Origin of the sequence: Streptomyces sp. NPDC049813 (assembly GCF_044465085.1) — a bacterium.
Classification (GTDB): domain Bacteria; phylum Actinomycetota; class Actinomycetes; order Streptomycetales; family Streptomycetaceae; genus Streptomyces.
Window position 1 is genome coordinate 605,766 of sequence record NZ_JBITLI010000003.1, and the last position, 15,371, is coordinate 621,136.

Annotated in this window: 12 protein-coding genes; 4 read left to right on the top strand and 8 right to left on the bottom strand. The window is 70.2% G+C overall.

Features of this window, described 5'->3' with window-relative positions; genetic code table 11:
• Positions 1-493: 493 nt before the first annotated feature.
• Entirely contained in the window at positions 494-2,152 is a 1,659-nt protein-coding gene (locus ACIBW6_RS10070; protein WP_399058659.1) for a DUF4192 domain-containing protein, read from the bottom strand.
• 133 nt (positions 2,153-2,285) lie between these two features.
• On the opposite strand from ACIBW6_RS10070, the gene ACIBW6_RS10075 reads away from it, so the two are divergent.
• Positions 2,286-4,448: a RecQ family ATP-dependent DNA helicase gene (locus tag ACIBW6_RS10075; protein ID WP_399058661.1), complete on the top strand. Its 2,163-nt coding sequence runs from the start codon at positions 2,286-2,288 to the stop codon at positions 4,446-4,448.
• Between the two features lie 216 nt (positions 4,449-4,664).
• Positions 4,665-5,303 (top strand): hypothetical protein, encoded by a 639-nt coding sequence (locus ACIBW6_RS10080; RefSeq protein ID WP_399058663.1) that lies wholly within the window; start codon positions 4,665-4,667, stop codon positions 5,301-5,303.
• A gap of 78 nt (positions 5,304-5,381) precedes the next feature.
• Here the strand turns inward: ACIBW6_RS10080 and ACIBW6_RS10085 are convergent, their stop codons facing one another.
• From ACIBW6_RS10085 to ACIBW6_RS10095, 3 genes are all read right to left on the bottom strand, one after another.
• The gene (locus ACIBW6_RS10085) at positions 5,382-5,990 is read right to left on the bottom strand and encodes a hypothetical protein (protein WP_399058665.1); all 609 of its coding nucleotides are present in this window, start codon (positions 5,988-5,990) and stop codon (positions 5,382-5,384) included.
• A 68-nt stretch (positions 5,991-6,058) separates the two neighbouring features.
• Positions 6,059-6,760 carry a ribonuclease HII gene (locus ACIBW6_RS10090; protein ID WP_399058667.1) on the bottom strand — a complete coding sequence of 234 codons (702 nt, stop codon included), beginning with the start codon at positions 6,758-6,760 and terminating at the stop codon, positions 6,059-6,061.
• A 51-nt stretch (positions 6,761-6,811) separates the two neighbouring features.
• Entirely contained in the window at positions 6,812-7,438 is a 627-nt protein-coding gene (locus ACIBW6_RS10095) for a TetR/AcrR family transcriptional regulator (protein ID WP_399058669.1), read from the bottom strand.
• A 145-nt stretch (positions 7,439-7,583) separates the two neighbouring features.
• On the opposite strand from ACIBW6_RS10095, the gene ACIBW6_RS10100 reads away from it, so the two are divergent.
• Positions 7,584-9,140 carry an MFS transporter gene (locus ACIBW6_RS10100; RefSeq protein WP_399058671.1) on the top strand — a complete coding sequence of 519 codons (1,557 nt, stop codon included), beginning with the start codon at positions 7,584-7,586 and terminating at the stop codon, positions 9,138-9,140.
• A gap of 89 nt (positions 9,141-9,229) precedes the next feature.
• On the opposite strand, the gene ACIBW6_RS10105 is transcribed toward ACIBW6_RS10100, so the two are convergent.
• The 3 genes from ACIBW6_RS10105 to ACIBW6_RS10115 all read right to left on the bottom strand — a co-directional run bounded on the left by ACIBW6_RS10105 (position 9,230) and on the right by ACIBW6_RS10115 (position 11,523).
• Positions 9,230-10,126, bottom strand: a complete 897-nt coding sequence (locus ACIBW6_RS10105) for an ADP-ribosylglycohydrolase family protein (RefSeq protein ID WP_399058673.1) — start codon at positions 10,124-10,126, stop codon at positions 9,230-9,232.
• A 12-nt stretch (positions 10,127-10,138) separates the two neighbouring features.
• Positions 10,139-10,798: a histidine phosphatase family protein gene (locus ACIBW6_RS10110; protein ID WP_399058675.1), complete on the bottom strand. Its 660-nt coding sequence runs from the start codon at positions 10,796-10,798 to the stop codon at positions 10,139-10,141.
• A 119-nt stretch (positions 10,799-10,917) separates the two neighbouring features.
• On the bottom strand, positions 10,918-11,523 hold the full coding sequence (locus ACIBW6_RS10115) for a YdbC family protein (RefSeq protein WP_399058677.1): 606 nt from the start codon (positions 11,521-11,523) through the stop codon (positions 10,918-10,920).
• Between the two features lie 203 nt (positions 11,524-11,726).
• On the opposite strand from ACIBW6_RS10115, the gene ACIBW6_RS10120 reads away from it, so the two are divergent.
• A complete protein-coding gene (locus ACIBW6_RS10120; protein WP_399058679.1) occupies positions 11,727-12,263 on the top strand; it encodes a TerD family protein in 537 nt (178 codons plus the stop codon).
• Between the two features lie 80 nt (positions 12,264-12,343).
• On the opposite strand, the gene ACIBW6_RS10125 is transcribed toward ACIBW6_RS10120, so the two are convergent.
• A complete protein-coding gene (locus tag ACIBW6_RS10125) occupies positions 12,344-15,250 on the bottom strand; it encodes a vitamin B12-dependent ribonucleotide reductase (RefSeq protein WP_399058681.1) in 2,907 nt (968 codons plus the stop codon).
• Positions 15,251-15,371 lie beyond the last annotated feature (121 nt).

Here is a 15,371-nt window from a genome sequence, read left to right on the forward strand (position 1 = left end):
GCTGGCACGTCGGCTCGCGATGGCGCCCCCACATGACCATGGACCCATAACCCCGTACCCGCACACCGACCGGCCCGCAGGCCCGCCATCGCATGTCTACTGGCCCGCAGCCCCGCCGTCGTGCGCCAAGCGGCCCGCCAGACCTCCGCTGTGGGCCGACGCGCGGATGACCACCGCCACGATCCACGGTCAACCTTCTCTGCGGCCTCCGCATGAGGCGTCTCCTTTCGCGCACGGTCGCGCGAGGCGCCGGCAGTCTGCCGGGACTGTGGACGCGCCACCGAGGCCCGACCGCCGCTACCGGCATACAGGTGAACGGGGCCGCCCCTCTTCAAGTCACGCCCCAGCGGAACGAACCGCCGCTGGCCTCGCTCACCGATCACGACAAGCGCCACGACTATGACTGCGGCTGCGGCTGCGGCTGCGGCTGCGGCTGCGACGAAAGGCGCAAGGGCGACGGCCACACCGACAGCGCCGGCGACCACAGCCCACCTCATCCGTCGTCCCTGGTCCGGGGCCGCCCCACCCGCCGCGTCCCTGCCGGTCGCCGTGGCGCATGCGTTCCCGCCCGGGACGGCCGGGTGCCCGCCCGGTGCCGATACTCTCCGCGCCGCCGCAGCGCGGCCTCCAAGCCGCGGGCCGCGCGGGACACCCCCGGATCCACGGCACCACCCTGCCGCGGGACGGAGGTACGGCCCTCCTCCGGAACCGGGTCCTCCTCGGTCACACCCCCGGCGTCCAGCTGCCCAGCGTCATCGGCGTTCCCCGGCACCACGGTTTCCGTACCGCCAGCGGTCTTCCCCGGCAGCATACTGTGCGAGCCACTGATCCCGTCGGGCAGGACAGCCCCCACGGCACCGGCTCCCTCGGCCAGACCAGCCCCGATGCCACCGGCCCCTTCAGCCACCCCAACCCCCACAACACCGGCCCCCTCCCCCACCGACTCCGCCTCACGCCCCGCCCGCTTGCCCCGCAGCGAACGGCGGACCGGTTCCGGGTCGATCCCGTCGGCCCGTGCCGCGTTGAGGAGGCGGGCGAAGACATAGCGCGGGTCTGCGGTGAGGGCCATTTCCAGCGCCTGATCGGCCTCGACGGTGTCGCCGAGGGACCAGGCGACCCAGCCCGCCAGGGTCAGGGGTGCGGCGGCGTGCTCCGCGTAGGGCCCGACGCAGCGCCGCGCCAGCGCCCGCCACAGACGCAGGGCGCAGGATGCCTCCGGGCCCTCCATCCACTCGGCCGCCCGGTCGCGGGTGTCCCGGTCCTGGAGGCCGAGGATCAGGGTCGCCGCCTCGTCGTGCGCCAAGAGTTCGTCGTCCTTGAGGTCGGCGTCGAGGGCGGTGTCCGCACCCGGCACGTTGCCTTCACCCGGCACGTCGCCCGCACCCGATACGTTGCCTTCACCCGGCACGTCACCCGCACCCGGCACGTCCGCGAACCGACGCATCACACGACGCGCCAGGTCCAAGGTCTCCGCCTCCACTTCTTCGCGTGAGACGCCCGCGAAGATCCTCGGCACGAGATCCATGGCCGCCGCGTCGAGCGCCCGCGTCTGTTCCGCGACGAGCGCCGTCTGCAAGGGGGCCAGCCGGCCCCGCACCTCCTGCGCCGACGCGCGTACGTGGATTCCTGCGTAGGCCGCCGTGGCCGCCATGACCGAGGTGCCGCCGGTCACGATGACGTTGCCTTCCGGCGGGCAGCATTCCGGGCGCGGGCAGCAGTAGGACCAGTACCTTCCGTCCGAGAGGCACAGCGCTTCGGTGACCGGCACGTCCAGGCCGCCGCATGCCGTGCGCAGGAGCTGGGCGAGCGGACGCAGCCGGTCCGCGACGTGCCGGCCGGGGTCCGTACCGAGGGCCGCCGCGTCCTGGCAGAGGAAGGCGACGACGCTGTCGGGCCGTCCGTCCCTGCGCTCGCACTCACCGATCAGACAGCGCGCCATCTGGTGCGCCACGGACGGCCAGTCCTCCGCGCGGTCGGGGATGCCGAGCCGCACCCGGCCGCCGAACCGCCCCTGGTGCAGGGCGACGAGGACGATGCTGTCGTCCGGGCGGAACCCGAGCAAGTACGGCAACGCCTCGGCCAGTTCGCCGGCGGTGCGCAGGGTGATCTTCGCCTCGCCGGTCACGCCGGCGGGCTCGCTGTGATTCGTCATGGGAGGACCATCCCGCGAATCCGCAAGATCCGTTTTGGGCTGTGGATAACCTCGATCAGGGACACGACACGAGTTGTCCACAGGCTCGTGTCCTCGTTCGCGCGATGTCAGTCCCATCGGGTTGCATAGGGGCATGAGCAACGAAGAGCTGCGGACGGCCGCCGATGCGGTACTCGCACGGCTGGTCGGCGACCCGAGCGGGACCGCCCGCCTGCGTGAGGACCAGTGGCACGCGATCGAGGCGCTGGTCGCCGAGCACAGACGTGCCCTCGTCGTGCAGCGCACCGGCTGGGGCAAGTCCGCGGTGTATTTCGTGGCGACGGCGCTGCTGCGGGAGCGCGGCAGTGGCCCGACCGTGATCGTCTCTCCGCTGCTCGCGCTGATGCGCAACCAGGTGGAGGCCGCTGCGCGCGCCGGGATCCGCGCCCGCACCATCAACTCGTCGAACGTGGAGGAGTGGGACGCCGTCCGGGCCGAGGTCGCGGCCGGCGATGTCGACGTGCTCCTGGTCAGCCCCGAGCGACTGAACAACCCGGACTTCCGGGACAACGTGCTGCCGCAGCTGGCCGCCGCCACCGGCCTCCTCGTCGTCGACGAGGCCCACTGCATCTCCGACTGGGGGCACGACTTCCGGCCCGACTACCGGCGGCTGCGCACGATGCTCGCCGAGCTTCCCCAGGGCGTTCCCGTCCTCGCGACGACGGCGACGGCCAATGCCCGGGTGACGGCGGACGTCGCCGAGCAGCTCGGCACCGGCGGCGGTTCGGACGCCCTCGTCCTGCGAGGACCGCTCGACCGCGAGAGCCTCAGCCTCGGAGTGCTGCAACTGCCGGACGCCGCGCACCGCTTGGCCTGGCTCGCCGGCCACCTCGACGAGTTGCCCGGGTCCGGGATCATCTACACCCTCACGGTCGCCGCCGCCGAAGAGGTCACGGCCTACTTGCGCCAGTGCGGCCACACCGTGACGTCGTACACCGGGAAGACGGAGAACGCGGATCGGCAACAGGCCGAGGAGGACCTGCTGGCGAACCGGGTGAAGGCCCTGGTCGCCACGTCCGCACTCGGCATGGGCTTCGACAAACCGGACCTCGGGTTCGTCGTGCACCTCGGCTCCCCCTCCTCCCCGATCGCCTACTACCAGCAGGTCGGGCGCGCGGGACGTGGTGTCGAGCACGCGGAGGTGTTGCTGCTCCCGGGCAAGGAGGACGAGGCGATCTGGAGGTACTTCGCCTCGCTCGCCTTCCCTCCGGAGGAGCAGGTCCGGCGCACTTTGGACGTGCTCGCGCAGTCCGACCGGCCGCTCTCGCTGCCGGCCCTCGAACCTTTGGTGGAGCTGCGTCGTTCGCGTCTGGAGACCATGCTGAAGGTCCTGGACGTGGACGGGGCCGTGCACCGGGTGAAGGGCGGCTGGGTCGCCACCGGCCGCCCCTGGAGTTACGACACCGAGCGCTACGCGTGGGTCGCCAAGCAGCGGGAGGCCGAGCAGCAGGCCATGCGGGACTACGTGACGACGACCGGCTGCCGTATGGAGTTCCTCCGCCGTCAGCTGGACGACGACGCGGCGGCCCCGTGCGGGCGCTGCGACAACTGCGCGGGGGCGCGCTTCGAGGCGGCCGTCCCGCAGGACGCGCTGGACTCGGCGCGAGGCGAGCTGGGACGGCCCGGCGTCGAGGTGGAGCCGAGGAAGATGTGGCCCACCGGGCTCGCCGCTGTCGGCATCGATCTCAAGGGCCGTATCCCGGCCGGAGAGCAGATGGGCGCGGGCCGGGCGCTCGGCCGCCTCTCGGACATCGGCTGGGGCAACCGACTGCGGCCCATGCTCACCCCCCAGGCCCCGGACGGCCCGGTCCCGGACGACGTGGCGCGGGCGGTCGTGGAGGTCCTGGCCGACTGGGCCAAGGGTCCGGGCGGCTGGGCGAGCGGCGCCCCGGACGCGCAGCCGCGGCCCGTCGGCGTCGTCACTCTGGCGTCCCATACGCGTCCGCAGCTCATCGAATCGCTGGGAGCGGGCATCGCCCAGGTGGGGCGCATGCCGCTCCTGGGGCGCATCGAGTACGCGCCGGGCAGCGACACCGCACACATTCCGCGGAGCAACAGCGCCCAGCGTCTGCGCGCGCTGGAGGGCACCTTGAAGTTGCCTTCCGAGCTGGGCGAGTCCCTTTCGCGCGCGGGTGGCCCCGTCCTGCTCGTGGACGACTACACGGAGACCGGATGGACCCTCGCGATGGCGGCTCGGCTGCTCCGTCGGGCCGGCGCCGAGGGGGTGTTGCCGCTGGTCCTGGCGGTACAGGGCTGACGCACGCGTCGAAGACCGTTCCGGTGGGCAGGATATAGACGACGGATCACCAGATACGGGGCCCCGACCGCAATTGCTCGTTGCCGTGCGCTCGCGCGCCGGGAAGAATTGGAAGCGCTCCCCGCGTGGCTCCCCGTGGTCCGGTAGGGCTGTGCCGCGGTGCGCTCCCCCAGTCCGCCCCTGCCCGCGTCTGGGCGTGTAGCCGAAGGGAGGACCGTGACCTTCGGATTCGCTCCATCCTCGGCCGCATCGCTGTCCGCTTCCTCGATGCGCTCCGAGAGGTCCGCCGACTCCGCCGACCGACCGACGAGGATGCTGGAACCCACGGAGTGGGCGGCGGCCGGGATACCGCTGCTGCGTAATCCGCGCGAGGTCGTCAGCGGACTGCACACGCGTCATCGGCCGAGACCGCGCACCGCCGTGGTGGCCGTTCTCGACCCGGAGGAGCGGCTGCGTGCCAGCGCCTCGTTCGTGCGCCGCGAGAGTGCCGTGGACGGCTGGACGTTCCGCAACGCCCTGCTTTCGCAGTTGCGTCGGGTGATCCCGCACGACCTGCGGCGTCGCACCCCGGTCCGGACGGCGGTCCTGCTGTACTGCCGAGAGGGCGACACCCGTTGGACGCAGGAGGACGGCGCCTGGATGTGGGGATTGCGCGACGCCTGCACTTTGCACGGTCTGCGCTGTGGCGCGTACATCACGATGACGCACGACGGCTGGCAGGTGCTGGGCGAGGGCCGGGGCGGCCGACGTCCGAGTGCGGACTCCGTCGCCGAGGCCTTCGGCGGCGACGAGGAGCCGGCACCGCGGACCGGGGGCGCCGCGACGGAGATGCTCCGTCGCGCGGCGGCGCGCTGACCGCAGCCAGGGGCACGCACCGGCCTGCCGGCCTGCTCCGGCACCGGCGAGCGGTGCGGACGGCCGGCAAGCGGTGCGTCAGACTCCGGCGCCCAGCAGCGTGTTGACCCGCTGCGGTTCACCGCACACGACCAGCAGGGTGCCTGCCCTGCCGAGAGCGAGCGGCAGGGCTGCCGTGGCTGCTTCCTCGTCGCCGTTCACGGCGACGACCACGACGGGCCGCGATGCCGCACGGTTCAGGGCGGACGCGTCGGCGTAGAAGACGTCGTCGCCGGCGTCGTGCTGCGCCCAGTAGGCGTCCTCACCGAACGACAGCTCGTGAGCGGCCCACGGGTGCGGTCCGCCCGTGGTGATCACCAGGATGTCGCCGGGCGCACGGCCCGTGTCGAGCAACAGGTCGACGGCTTCCTCCGCGGCGTCCAGCGCGCCCTCGGCCGAGGCCGGGATGAGCTGGACCTGCGGCTGGGCGGCCGAAGTCGACGGGACGGTGGGGGCGTTGACCCCCGGCTTGGCGGCCGGGACCGGCTCGCGCGGGGTGCGCTGCGCGGGCGGCGTGGGCCTGGGACCCGGACGTCCGGGTCGCGGCGGCGCCGCGGGACGCGGGCCGGGTACGGGACGAGGGGTCGGCGCGGTGCGGGGACCCTGGGCACTCTCGTGAATCTGAGGCTCCTCGGGAATGAGAGGCATGAGCTGATATCTATCAAACGCAGGTGCGGTATGCGTCAGCGGGTGGCACATCAGTGCGAACGCACTGGTCAGAAGTCGAAGCCGAGCTGGCCCTCGATCTCCGGAACGGTCGCGTCCGCCCAACTGCGGGCCTTCTTGAGATGCCGCCACTGGGGCAGCGCATCAAGATACGCCCATGAAAGCCGGTGGTGCGGGGTGGGCCCCCGCTCCTCCAACGCGGCGCGGTGCACCGGCGACGGGTATCCGGCGTTGGCCGCAAACCCGAAGTCTGCATGGTCGACGCCCAGTTCGGCCATCATTTTGTCGCGGCGGACCTTGGCGATCACCGACGCCGCGGCGACGGCGACGCAGGAACGGTCCCCCTTGATCACCGTACGAACCTGCCAGGGAGCACCGAGATAGTCGTGCTTCCCGTCGAGGATCACCGCTTCCGGTCGCACCGGCAGGGCCTCGAGGGCCCGGCAGGCGGCGAGCCGGAGCGCCGCGGTCATCCCCAGGTCGTCGATCTCCTCGTGCGAGGCGTGCCCGAGGGCGTGCGCGGTGACCCAGCTCTCCAGCTGCTCCGCCAGCACCTCGCGGCGCTTCGGGCTGATCAGCTTGGAGTCAGTGAGCCCCTCAGGCGGGCGGCGCAGTCCGGTGACGGCGGCGCAGACGGTGACCGGGCCCGCCCAGGCACCACGGCCGACCTCGTCGACACCGGCGACGATCTTGGCTCCGGTGAGGGCGCGCACGGAGCGCTCGACGGCGTGGGTGGGTGGTTCGTACGGCATGGCGGCAACCAGCCTACGCCGCCCAGGTCACGCCGCGACACCCGGCCGGGGTCAGTCCTCGTCCCGCCGCAGCAGCGGGACCATGACGTGATCGATCAGCGCCACCAGATCCGCCTCCTCCCATTCGCTTCCGCACACCTTGGAGCGGTACATCATCATGGCCGGGATGACCTCGAAGACCGCGGCGTCCGTGGCGTCGGGCCGGACCTCCCCGCGCTCGATCCCCCGGAGCACGACCTCCTTGATCAACTGCAGGCCGGGCTCGACGACACCACCGACGATCACCGCATGGAAGCGCTCGGCCGTGAAGGTGTCGCATTCGTGAAGCACGGAGCGAAGCGCGAAACCCGGACGCGAGTACATGGCCTCCCGCATCTGGCGGCACAGCTCCAGCAGGTCCTCGCGCACGCCTCCGAGGTCCGGGGCGGAGTCCAGCTTCGGCAGTCCGGCCTGCAGGGCGTCGACGACCAGGTCCTCCTTGGAGGGCCAGCGCCGGTACACGGCGGCCTTACCCGTCTGCGCGCCGGCGGCCACGCCCTCCATGGTGAGCCCGTTCCAGCCGACCGTGCTGAGCTGGTCCAGCGCGGCGTCGAGGATGGCCCGTTCGAGCACGGGACCACGTCTGCGCATGGACGCGGCCGATCCGGCGGAAGCGGGCGTCCAGCGCGAAGTAACCATCGTCTTCTCTCCGTTGAGCGGTTCGGGCGGCACGAGACGCACGGCAGCAGATTCAGTGAACGGTTGCGTTCACTGAAGGGGATTCACTACCGTTGACGCGACAGTGAACGGTCTCGTTCACTAAAACGTTCGTGGGGGATCCATCGTGTCAACCTCTCAGTTAACGCCACGTCAGAAACCTGGGACAGCCCGCCGGGAGGGACATCCCGGTATCGCGCTCGCCGTCATCGCCGCCTGCCAACTCATGGTGGTCCTCGACGCGACGATTGTGAACATCGCGCTTCCGCACATCCAGAATGCCCTCAGCTTCTCGACGACCGACCTCACGTGGGTCGTCAGCGCCTACACCCTCACTTTCGGCGGCCTGTTGCTGCTCGGTGGCCGCGCGGGTGACATCCTCGGCCGCCGCCGGGTCTTCATGACCGGCATCCTGCTCTTCACCTTCGCCTCCCTCCTCGGCGGTCTCGCCCAGGAGCCCTGGCAGCTGCTGACCGCACGCGCCCTCCAGGGTGTTGGCGGCGCGATCGCCTCGCCCACTTCCCTGGCCCTCATCACGACCACGTTCCCCGAAGGGCCGGAGCGGAATCGCGCGTTCGGGGTCTTCGCCGCCGTCTCCGCGGGCGGCGGCGCCGTCGGACTCCTCGCCGGCGGCATGCTCACGGAGTGGCTGGACTGGCGCTGGGTGCTGTTCGTGAACGTACCCATCGGCATCCTGATCGCGGCGCTCACTCCGAGGTACATCAACGAGTCCGAGCGTCACCCGGGGCGGTTCGACATAGCCGGTGCGCTCACGTCCACGCTCGGCATGGCCTCGCTGGTGTACGGGTTCATCCGCGCCGCCGAGGACGGGTGGCGGTCCAGCCTCACCCTCGGGTCCTTCGGCGCGGCGGTGGTGCTGCTCCTGGCCTTCGTGGCCGTGGAGAACCGCGCCAAGGAGCCGATCACCCCCTTGCGGATGTTCGCCGACCGCAACCGGTCGGGGACGTACGTGATCATGCTGAGCCTCGCGGCGGCGATGTTCGGGATGTTCTTCTTCATCGTGCTGTTCGTGCAGAACGTGCTCAGCTACTCGCCCATCAAGGCGGGGCTGGCCTTCCTGCCGGTGACGGTGGCGATCGCCTTCGGCGCGGGTCTGTCGCAGCGGTTCCTACCGGTCCTGGGGCCCAAGCCCTTCCTGGCCGGCGGATCGGCGTTCGTGGTGGTCGGACTCCTGTGGCAGACACTCATCAGCCCCGACAGCTCCTACGTGGGCGGTGTCCTCGGCCCGATGGTGATCTTCGGCTTCGGTATGGGCCTGAACTTCGTGACGGTGACGCTCACCGCGGTCTCCGGCGTGGCCCCGCACGAAGCGGGAGCGGCCTCGGGCCTGCTCAACACGACTCAGCAAGTGGGAGGTTCGCTGGGGCTGTCCATCCTGACCACGGTCTTCGGTACGGCCAGCCGCGACGAGGGGAAGAGCCAGGCAGCCGACTTCATGGCCACCGCGTCACCGGAGCAGAAGGCCGCGTTCGCCCGGACTCACGAGCTGCCGCCGCCCTGGGGTCATGAGGTGCTGGCCCACGGCATCTCCACGGCCTTCATACCGGCGGCGGCCATGGCCGTGCTTGCCCTCGTCGTCGCCCTTGCGGTCATCAAGGTCCGCAAGAGCGACCTGGAGGCGCTCTCCGGCACGGCGAGCGCGGCTGGACCGGCCGGAGGCTGAGCAGGCTCCTACGTGCTGGGCCACCCCGCGCGGCGCGGCCCAGCACGTAGGGCTCAGCGCTGCACGGCGTGGCGTGGCGTGGCGCAGCCTCAGACCGTCGTGGTCGGCGTCCATCCAGGAAGCGCCTCGGTGTGTTCCAGCCAGCCGGCCGGCGGGTCAGCAGGGATGACACCGCCCACGATGGCGCAGGTCGTGTCCATGTCCCCGCCCACCTGGGCGGTGGTCCAGAAGGCCTGCGCGAAGTCGCCGAGCCCGCGCGCGGCCGACCACAGAGCGAAGGGCACGGTGTCGTGCGCGGTGGTCCGCCGGCCGCAGCCGAGCACCGCGGCCACCGTGGCCGGGTCGTCGTAGTCGAGCATGTCCCGGGCCCGGCGCAGCCCCGCTCCCACCGCGCTGCGCGGCACGAGGGCGATCACGCCGTCCAGGAGTTCCTGCGGACGGGGCGGGCCCGCGGGGTCGGCCGCGAGCGCCGCGGCGGCGGCCACGGCCATCGCGCCGACGACCGCTTCCCGGTGTTGATGGGTCGGATAGGCGGAGATCTCGGCCTGGTGGGTGGCCTGCTCCGGATCATCGGCGTAGTAGGCGCCGAGCGGCGCGATCCGCATCGCCGCCCCGTTGCCCCATGATCCCTGTCCCTTGAACAGCGCGCTGGCGAGCGTCCGCCAGTCACCGCCCTCCCGGACCTGCCGGAGCAGCCGGTTCACCGCGGGCCCGTATCCGCGATCGAAGTCATGGCGCTCGGCGAAGGCACGGGCGAGGGCATCCTGGTCGATGCGTCCGTGCGCTTGCAGGACGGCCACCACGGAACACGCCATCTCGGTGTCGTCGGTCCACTGCCACAGGCCGTCCGGCACCGTCTGCCGCTTGAGCAGCGGGTAGTTCTCCGGTACGAAGAACTGCGATCCCAGCGCGTCGCCCACGGAGAGTCCGCGCAGACTGGACAGAGCGCGGTCCAAGCGCCTGTCGGGTGCGGAGTCAGCGATCATTGCGCAGCCACCCTATCCGGTTGCCCCATACGAAATGGGGTCGCACCAACGCTCGAATGGCCGGTCCATCGCGTACTTTCCGTTCTCCCCGAGAACGAGCGCCCGCGTCTCGGCGTTCCCGGGATTCGACAGCGACTCGAATTCCGCGACGGACCAGTGGAACCACCGCATGCAGAACAGCCGCATCGTCAGCCCGTGCGTCACGAGGAGCACGTTCGGCGGATGGTCCGGCTGCTCGAAACTGCGGTACAGGCTCTCCAGGAACGCTCCCACGCGGTCGTACACGTCCGCTCCGGACTCACCTTGCGCGAACCGGTAGAAGAAGTGGCCGTAGGCATCGCGATAGGCCTTCTGGAGCCGTACGTCGTCCCGGTCCTGCCAGTTGCCCCAGTCCTGCTCCCTGAGCCGCGGCTCCTCACGCACCCGGACGAGTCCGGGGTCGAGCCGGAACGCCCGGAACGTCTCGTGGGTGCGCCGGTACGGCGAGACGTAGACGCTGACGCGTTCTCTGCCGAAGAGGTCTCGCAGCTCCTTGCCGGTCTCCTCGGCCTGCTGCCGGCCCTTCTCGGTGAGGGCCAGGGCATGGTCGGGCTCGCGCTCGTACACGGTGTCGTCGGCATTGCCTTCGGATTCGCCGTGCCGGACCAGAACAATGCGCCGCGGTCGTGCCATGCCCAAACACTAGATCGGTTCGGTCGGTTTCGAGCACTCGTACGGGCTCCATCCGGCGTACCGATGTCTGCCCGTACGCACCAGGCACGCACAACGGGCACGCGCGCGTGGTGGCGCGTTCAGACCGTCCAGGTCGGCTCCAGTTGCACGATGTCACCGCCGATGGCTTGGATGTCCACCTCGGTCTGCGCCCGCAGCGAGAGCCGCTCCACCCGCTCCACCTGGTACTTTCCGCGCTCGGCCGCCGATAACCACATCGACAGGACCAGGAACTCGTCCGCGGGGGCCGCCGCGAAGAGGCCCCGGACCATTCCGGGCGAGCCCGCCATCGCGGGGTTCCAGACCTGCTGCTGCATCAGCGTGAAGTGCTCGGCGCGATCGGCGCGCACCGTGCAGTGCGCGATCCGCACGACATCCGCGTCCGTGAACCTCGGCTCGAAACCCGTCTTCAGGTCGAAGACGTGGTCGAACAGCTTCGCCTGCATGTCGCGGTAGGTCCCCGTCTGGGCAGAGGCGAGCCGGTCGTGGGTCCGCGCCATGAAGGAGTCGTAGAAGGCACGGCTCTCCCAGAAGCCGAAGACATGGGCCACGTCGGGGTGTTGTCTGCTCCAGCCCCCGCCCTGCCCCCGGAACCCCGGCTCCCCCAGGAGCCCCGCCCATTTCCGCTGCCCCCGCTCGAACCCCCGACGGTCCACCACAGCACAGCGAATCCACTTGACCAGCACCGCGCCATCGTACGGCGCGGCGCGTGGCCTGGGACCACTCTCGGGCGCAGTGCGCGCACACCGACTCGCGCTCCGGGCGCAAGCCCGGGCTCGGCGCCGAGCTCCCTGCGCGGCGCCTGTCTCCCCGGTGCGCGACCCGTGATGTCAGTGGGAGGACGTAGCGTGTCCGTAGACGCAACAGGACGCCGCGAAGGGGGAGTTCGGTGAGCAGTCTCCGCAAGGGGATCGAGAAGGTCGAGGTCGGCCTCAAGTGGGACCCGAGCCCGTTGGGCTCGCCGCCCCACGATCTGGATCTCGTCGCCGCGCCGTACACGAGCGACGACCCACACGGCGCTCCGGCCTACCTCGTCCACTTCGACAGCCGCTCCCCCGACGGGACCATCCATCTCGACCGGGACAGCAGGACGGGCCAGGGCTTCGGCTTCGACGAGGTGATGACCCTGGAGCTGGACCGGCTCGCGCCGCAGTACGTGCGCGTGGTCGTGGGCGTGGCGCTCCAGCAGGGCGAGCAACAGCAGGGCCGGGCCACGGTGTTCGGGGACGTGGCGAGCACCGCGGTGCGCATCCGGCAGGACTACACCGAGCTGTCGCACCACGACCTCTCCGCCGTGGAGAGCAGTTCGGCGGCCACCGTCGCGGAGTTCACCCGGGACGCCGACGGCGAATGGTCGTTCCACGAGCTGATACGCGGCTTCGACGGCGACCTCACGACGTTCGGCGCCGCCATGGGTTCCCTGTAGCGCTCCGCAGTTCCGTGGCGCGGACACGCCGAAGGGGCGGCGGGACCATGGTGGTCCCGCCGCCCCTTCAGGTCAGGCGATCAGCTGCAACCGCTGGTGGAGCCGCAGCCCTCGCAGATGTAGCAGGAGCCGGCCCGCTGCATCTTCGTACCGCAGGAGAAGCAGAGCGGGGCGTCGGCCTGGATGCCCAGCTGCATCTCGACGAGCTCGGCGCTGGTGTGCGCCTGCTGCGGGGCGGCCTGCACGGCGGCGCTCTCGGCCTTCGGCGTCTCGACGACCTTCAGCGACTCGGTCTGCGGCGACTGCAGGGGCGCCGACTGCGCGAGCCCCTCGACGTCGACCTCGTCCTCGGACGGCTCGTAGGAGCCCGTCTCCAGGTGACGCTGGCGCTCCTCGGCGGAGTGGATGCCGAGCGCGGAGCGGGTCTCGAAGGGCAGGAAGTCGAGCGCCAGGCGGCGGAAGATGTAGTCGACGATCGACTGCGCCATCCGCACGTCCGGGTCGTCCGTCATGCCGGCCGGCTCGAAGCGCATGTTCGTGAACTTCGAGACGTACGTCTCCAGCGGCACGCCGTACTGCAGACCCACGGAGACGGCGATGGAGAAGGCGTCCATCATGCCCGCGAGGGTGGAGCCCTGCTTGGACATCTTCAGGAAGACCTCACCGAGACCGTCGTCCGGGTAGGAGTTGGCGGTCATGTAGCCCTCGGCGCCGCCCACCGTGAAGGAGGTGGTGATGCCGGGACGGCCCTTGGGGAGGCGCTTGCGGACCGGACGGTACTCGACGACCTTCTCGACGGCCTTGCGGATCTCCGCCTCGGTCTTCTCCGTGACCTCCGCCTTCTCCTTCTCCTTGGTCTTGGCGGAGAGGGGCTGGCCGACCTTGCAGTTGTCGCGGTAGATGGCGAGCGCCTTGACGCCCATCTTCCAGGCCTCGAAGTAGACCTCCTCGACGTCCTCGACCGTCGCCGTCTCCGGCAGGTTGACGGTCTTGGAGAGGGCGCCGGAGATCCACGGCTGGATCGCGGCCATCATGCGGACGTGACCCATCGCGGAGATGGAGCGCTCGCCCATGGCGCAGTCGAAGACCTCGTAGTGCTCGGTCTTGAGACCGGGGGCGTCGATCACGTTGCCGTTGTCGGCGATGTGGGCGACGATCGCCTCGATCTGCTCCTCCTGGTAGCCCAGGCGGCGCAGGGCCTGCGGGACGGTGCCGTTGACGATCTGCATCGAGCCGCCGCCGACCAGCTTCTTGAACTTGACCAGGGCGAGGTCGGGCTCGAGGCCGGTGGTGTCGCAGGACATCGCCAGGCCGATGGTGCCGGTCGGGGCGATGACGGACGCCTGCGCGTTACGGAAACCGTTCTTCTCACCGAGGCGGACCACGTCCTGCCAGGCCTCCGTGGCGGCGGCCCAGATCGGGGTGTCCAGGTCGTCCATGCGCACGGCCGCGGTGTTGGCGTCGGCGTGCTGCTGCATGACGCGCTGGTGCGGCTGGGCGTTCTTGGCGTAGCCGTCGTACGGGCCCACGACCGCGGCGAGCTCGGCCGAGCGCTTGTACGACGTACCCGTCATCAGCGACGTGATGGAGCCGGCGAGGGCACGGCCGCCGTCGGAGTCGTAGGCGTGGCCGGTCGCCATGAGCAGGGCGCCCAGGTTCGCGTAGCCGATGCCGAGCTGACGGAAGGCGCGGGTGTTCTCGCCGATCTTCTCCGTGGGGAAGTCCGCGAAGCAGATCGAGATGTCCATCGCGGTGATGACGAGCTCGACGACCTTGGAGAAGCGGTCGACGTCGAAGGACTGGTGGCCCAGGCCGTCGTCCTTCAGGAACTTCATCAGGTTCAGCGAGGCGAGGTTGCAGGACGTGTTGTCCAGGTGCATGTACTCGCTGCACGGGTTCGAGCCGTTGATCCGGCCGGACTCCGGGCACGTGTGCCACTGGTTGATCGTGTCGTCGTACTGGATGCCGGGGTCGGCGCAAGCCCAGGCGGCCTCGGCCATCTTGCGGAAGAGGGACTTGGCGTCGACCTCCTCGATGACCTCGCCGGTCATCCGGGAGGTGAGGCCGAACTTGCCGCCCTGCTCGACGGCCTTCATGAACGTGTCGTTCACACGGACCGAGTTGTTGGCGTTCTGGTACTGGACGGACGTGATGTCGTCGCCGCCCAGGTCCATGTCGAAGCCCGCGTCGCGCAGGGCGCGGATTTTCTCCTCTTCCTTCACCTTGGTCTCGATGAAGCCCTCGATGTCGGGGTGGTCGACGTCGAGGATGACCATCTTGGCCGCGCGGCGCGTGGCGCCACCCGACTTGATCGTTCCTGCGGAGGCGTCGGCACCGCGCATGAAGGAGACGGGACCCGAGGCGTTGCCGCCCGAGGAGAGGAGCTCCTTGGAGGAGCGGATACGGGAGAGGTTCAGGCCGGCGCCGGAGCCGCCCTTGAAGATCATGCCCTCTTCCTTGTACCAGTCGAGGATCGACTCCATGGAGTCGTCGACGGCCAGGATGAAGCAGGCCGAGACCTGCTGGGGCTGCGGGGTCCCGACGTTGAACCACACCGGCGAGTTGAAGCTGAAGATCTGGTGCAGGAGGGCGTACGCCAGCTCGTGCTCGAAGATCTCGGCGTCGGCGGGCGAAGCGAAATACCTGTAGTCCTCGCCGGCCTTCCGGTACGTCTTCACGATGCGGTCGATGAGCTGCTTGAGGCTCACCTCGCGCTGCGGGGTGCCGACGGCACCCCGGAAGTACTTGCTGGTGACGATGTTGACCGCGTTCACCGACCAGAACTCGGGGAACTCGACGCCACGCTGCTCGAAGTTGACCGAGCCGTCGCGCCAATTGGTCATGACGACGTCACGGCGTGCCCATTCCACCTCGTCGTACGGATGCACGCCGGGAGTGGTGTGGATGCGCTCGATACGCAGACCCTTGGTGGTCTTGGAACCCTTCGTACGGGAACCTCGCGCCGGGCCGCTCGCCGTCTCTGTCATGCCGCCTCCCATATACCGGGCTAAAACGCCCAAAAGTGCCGCGTCATTCCCGTGGCACGGTGTGTGTCTTGTGTTGCGGACGCCGCTCACGCCGCCGCAACAGGTCTGTGGATGCCGCCGT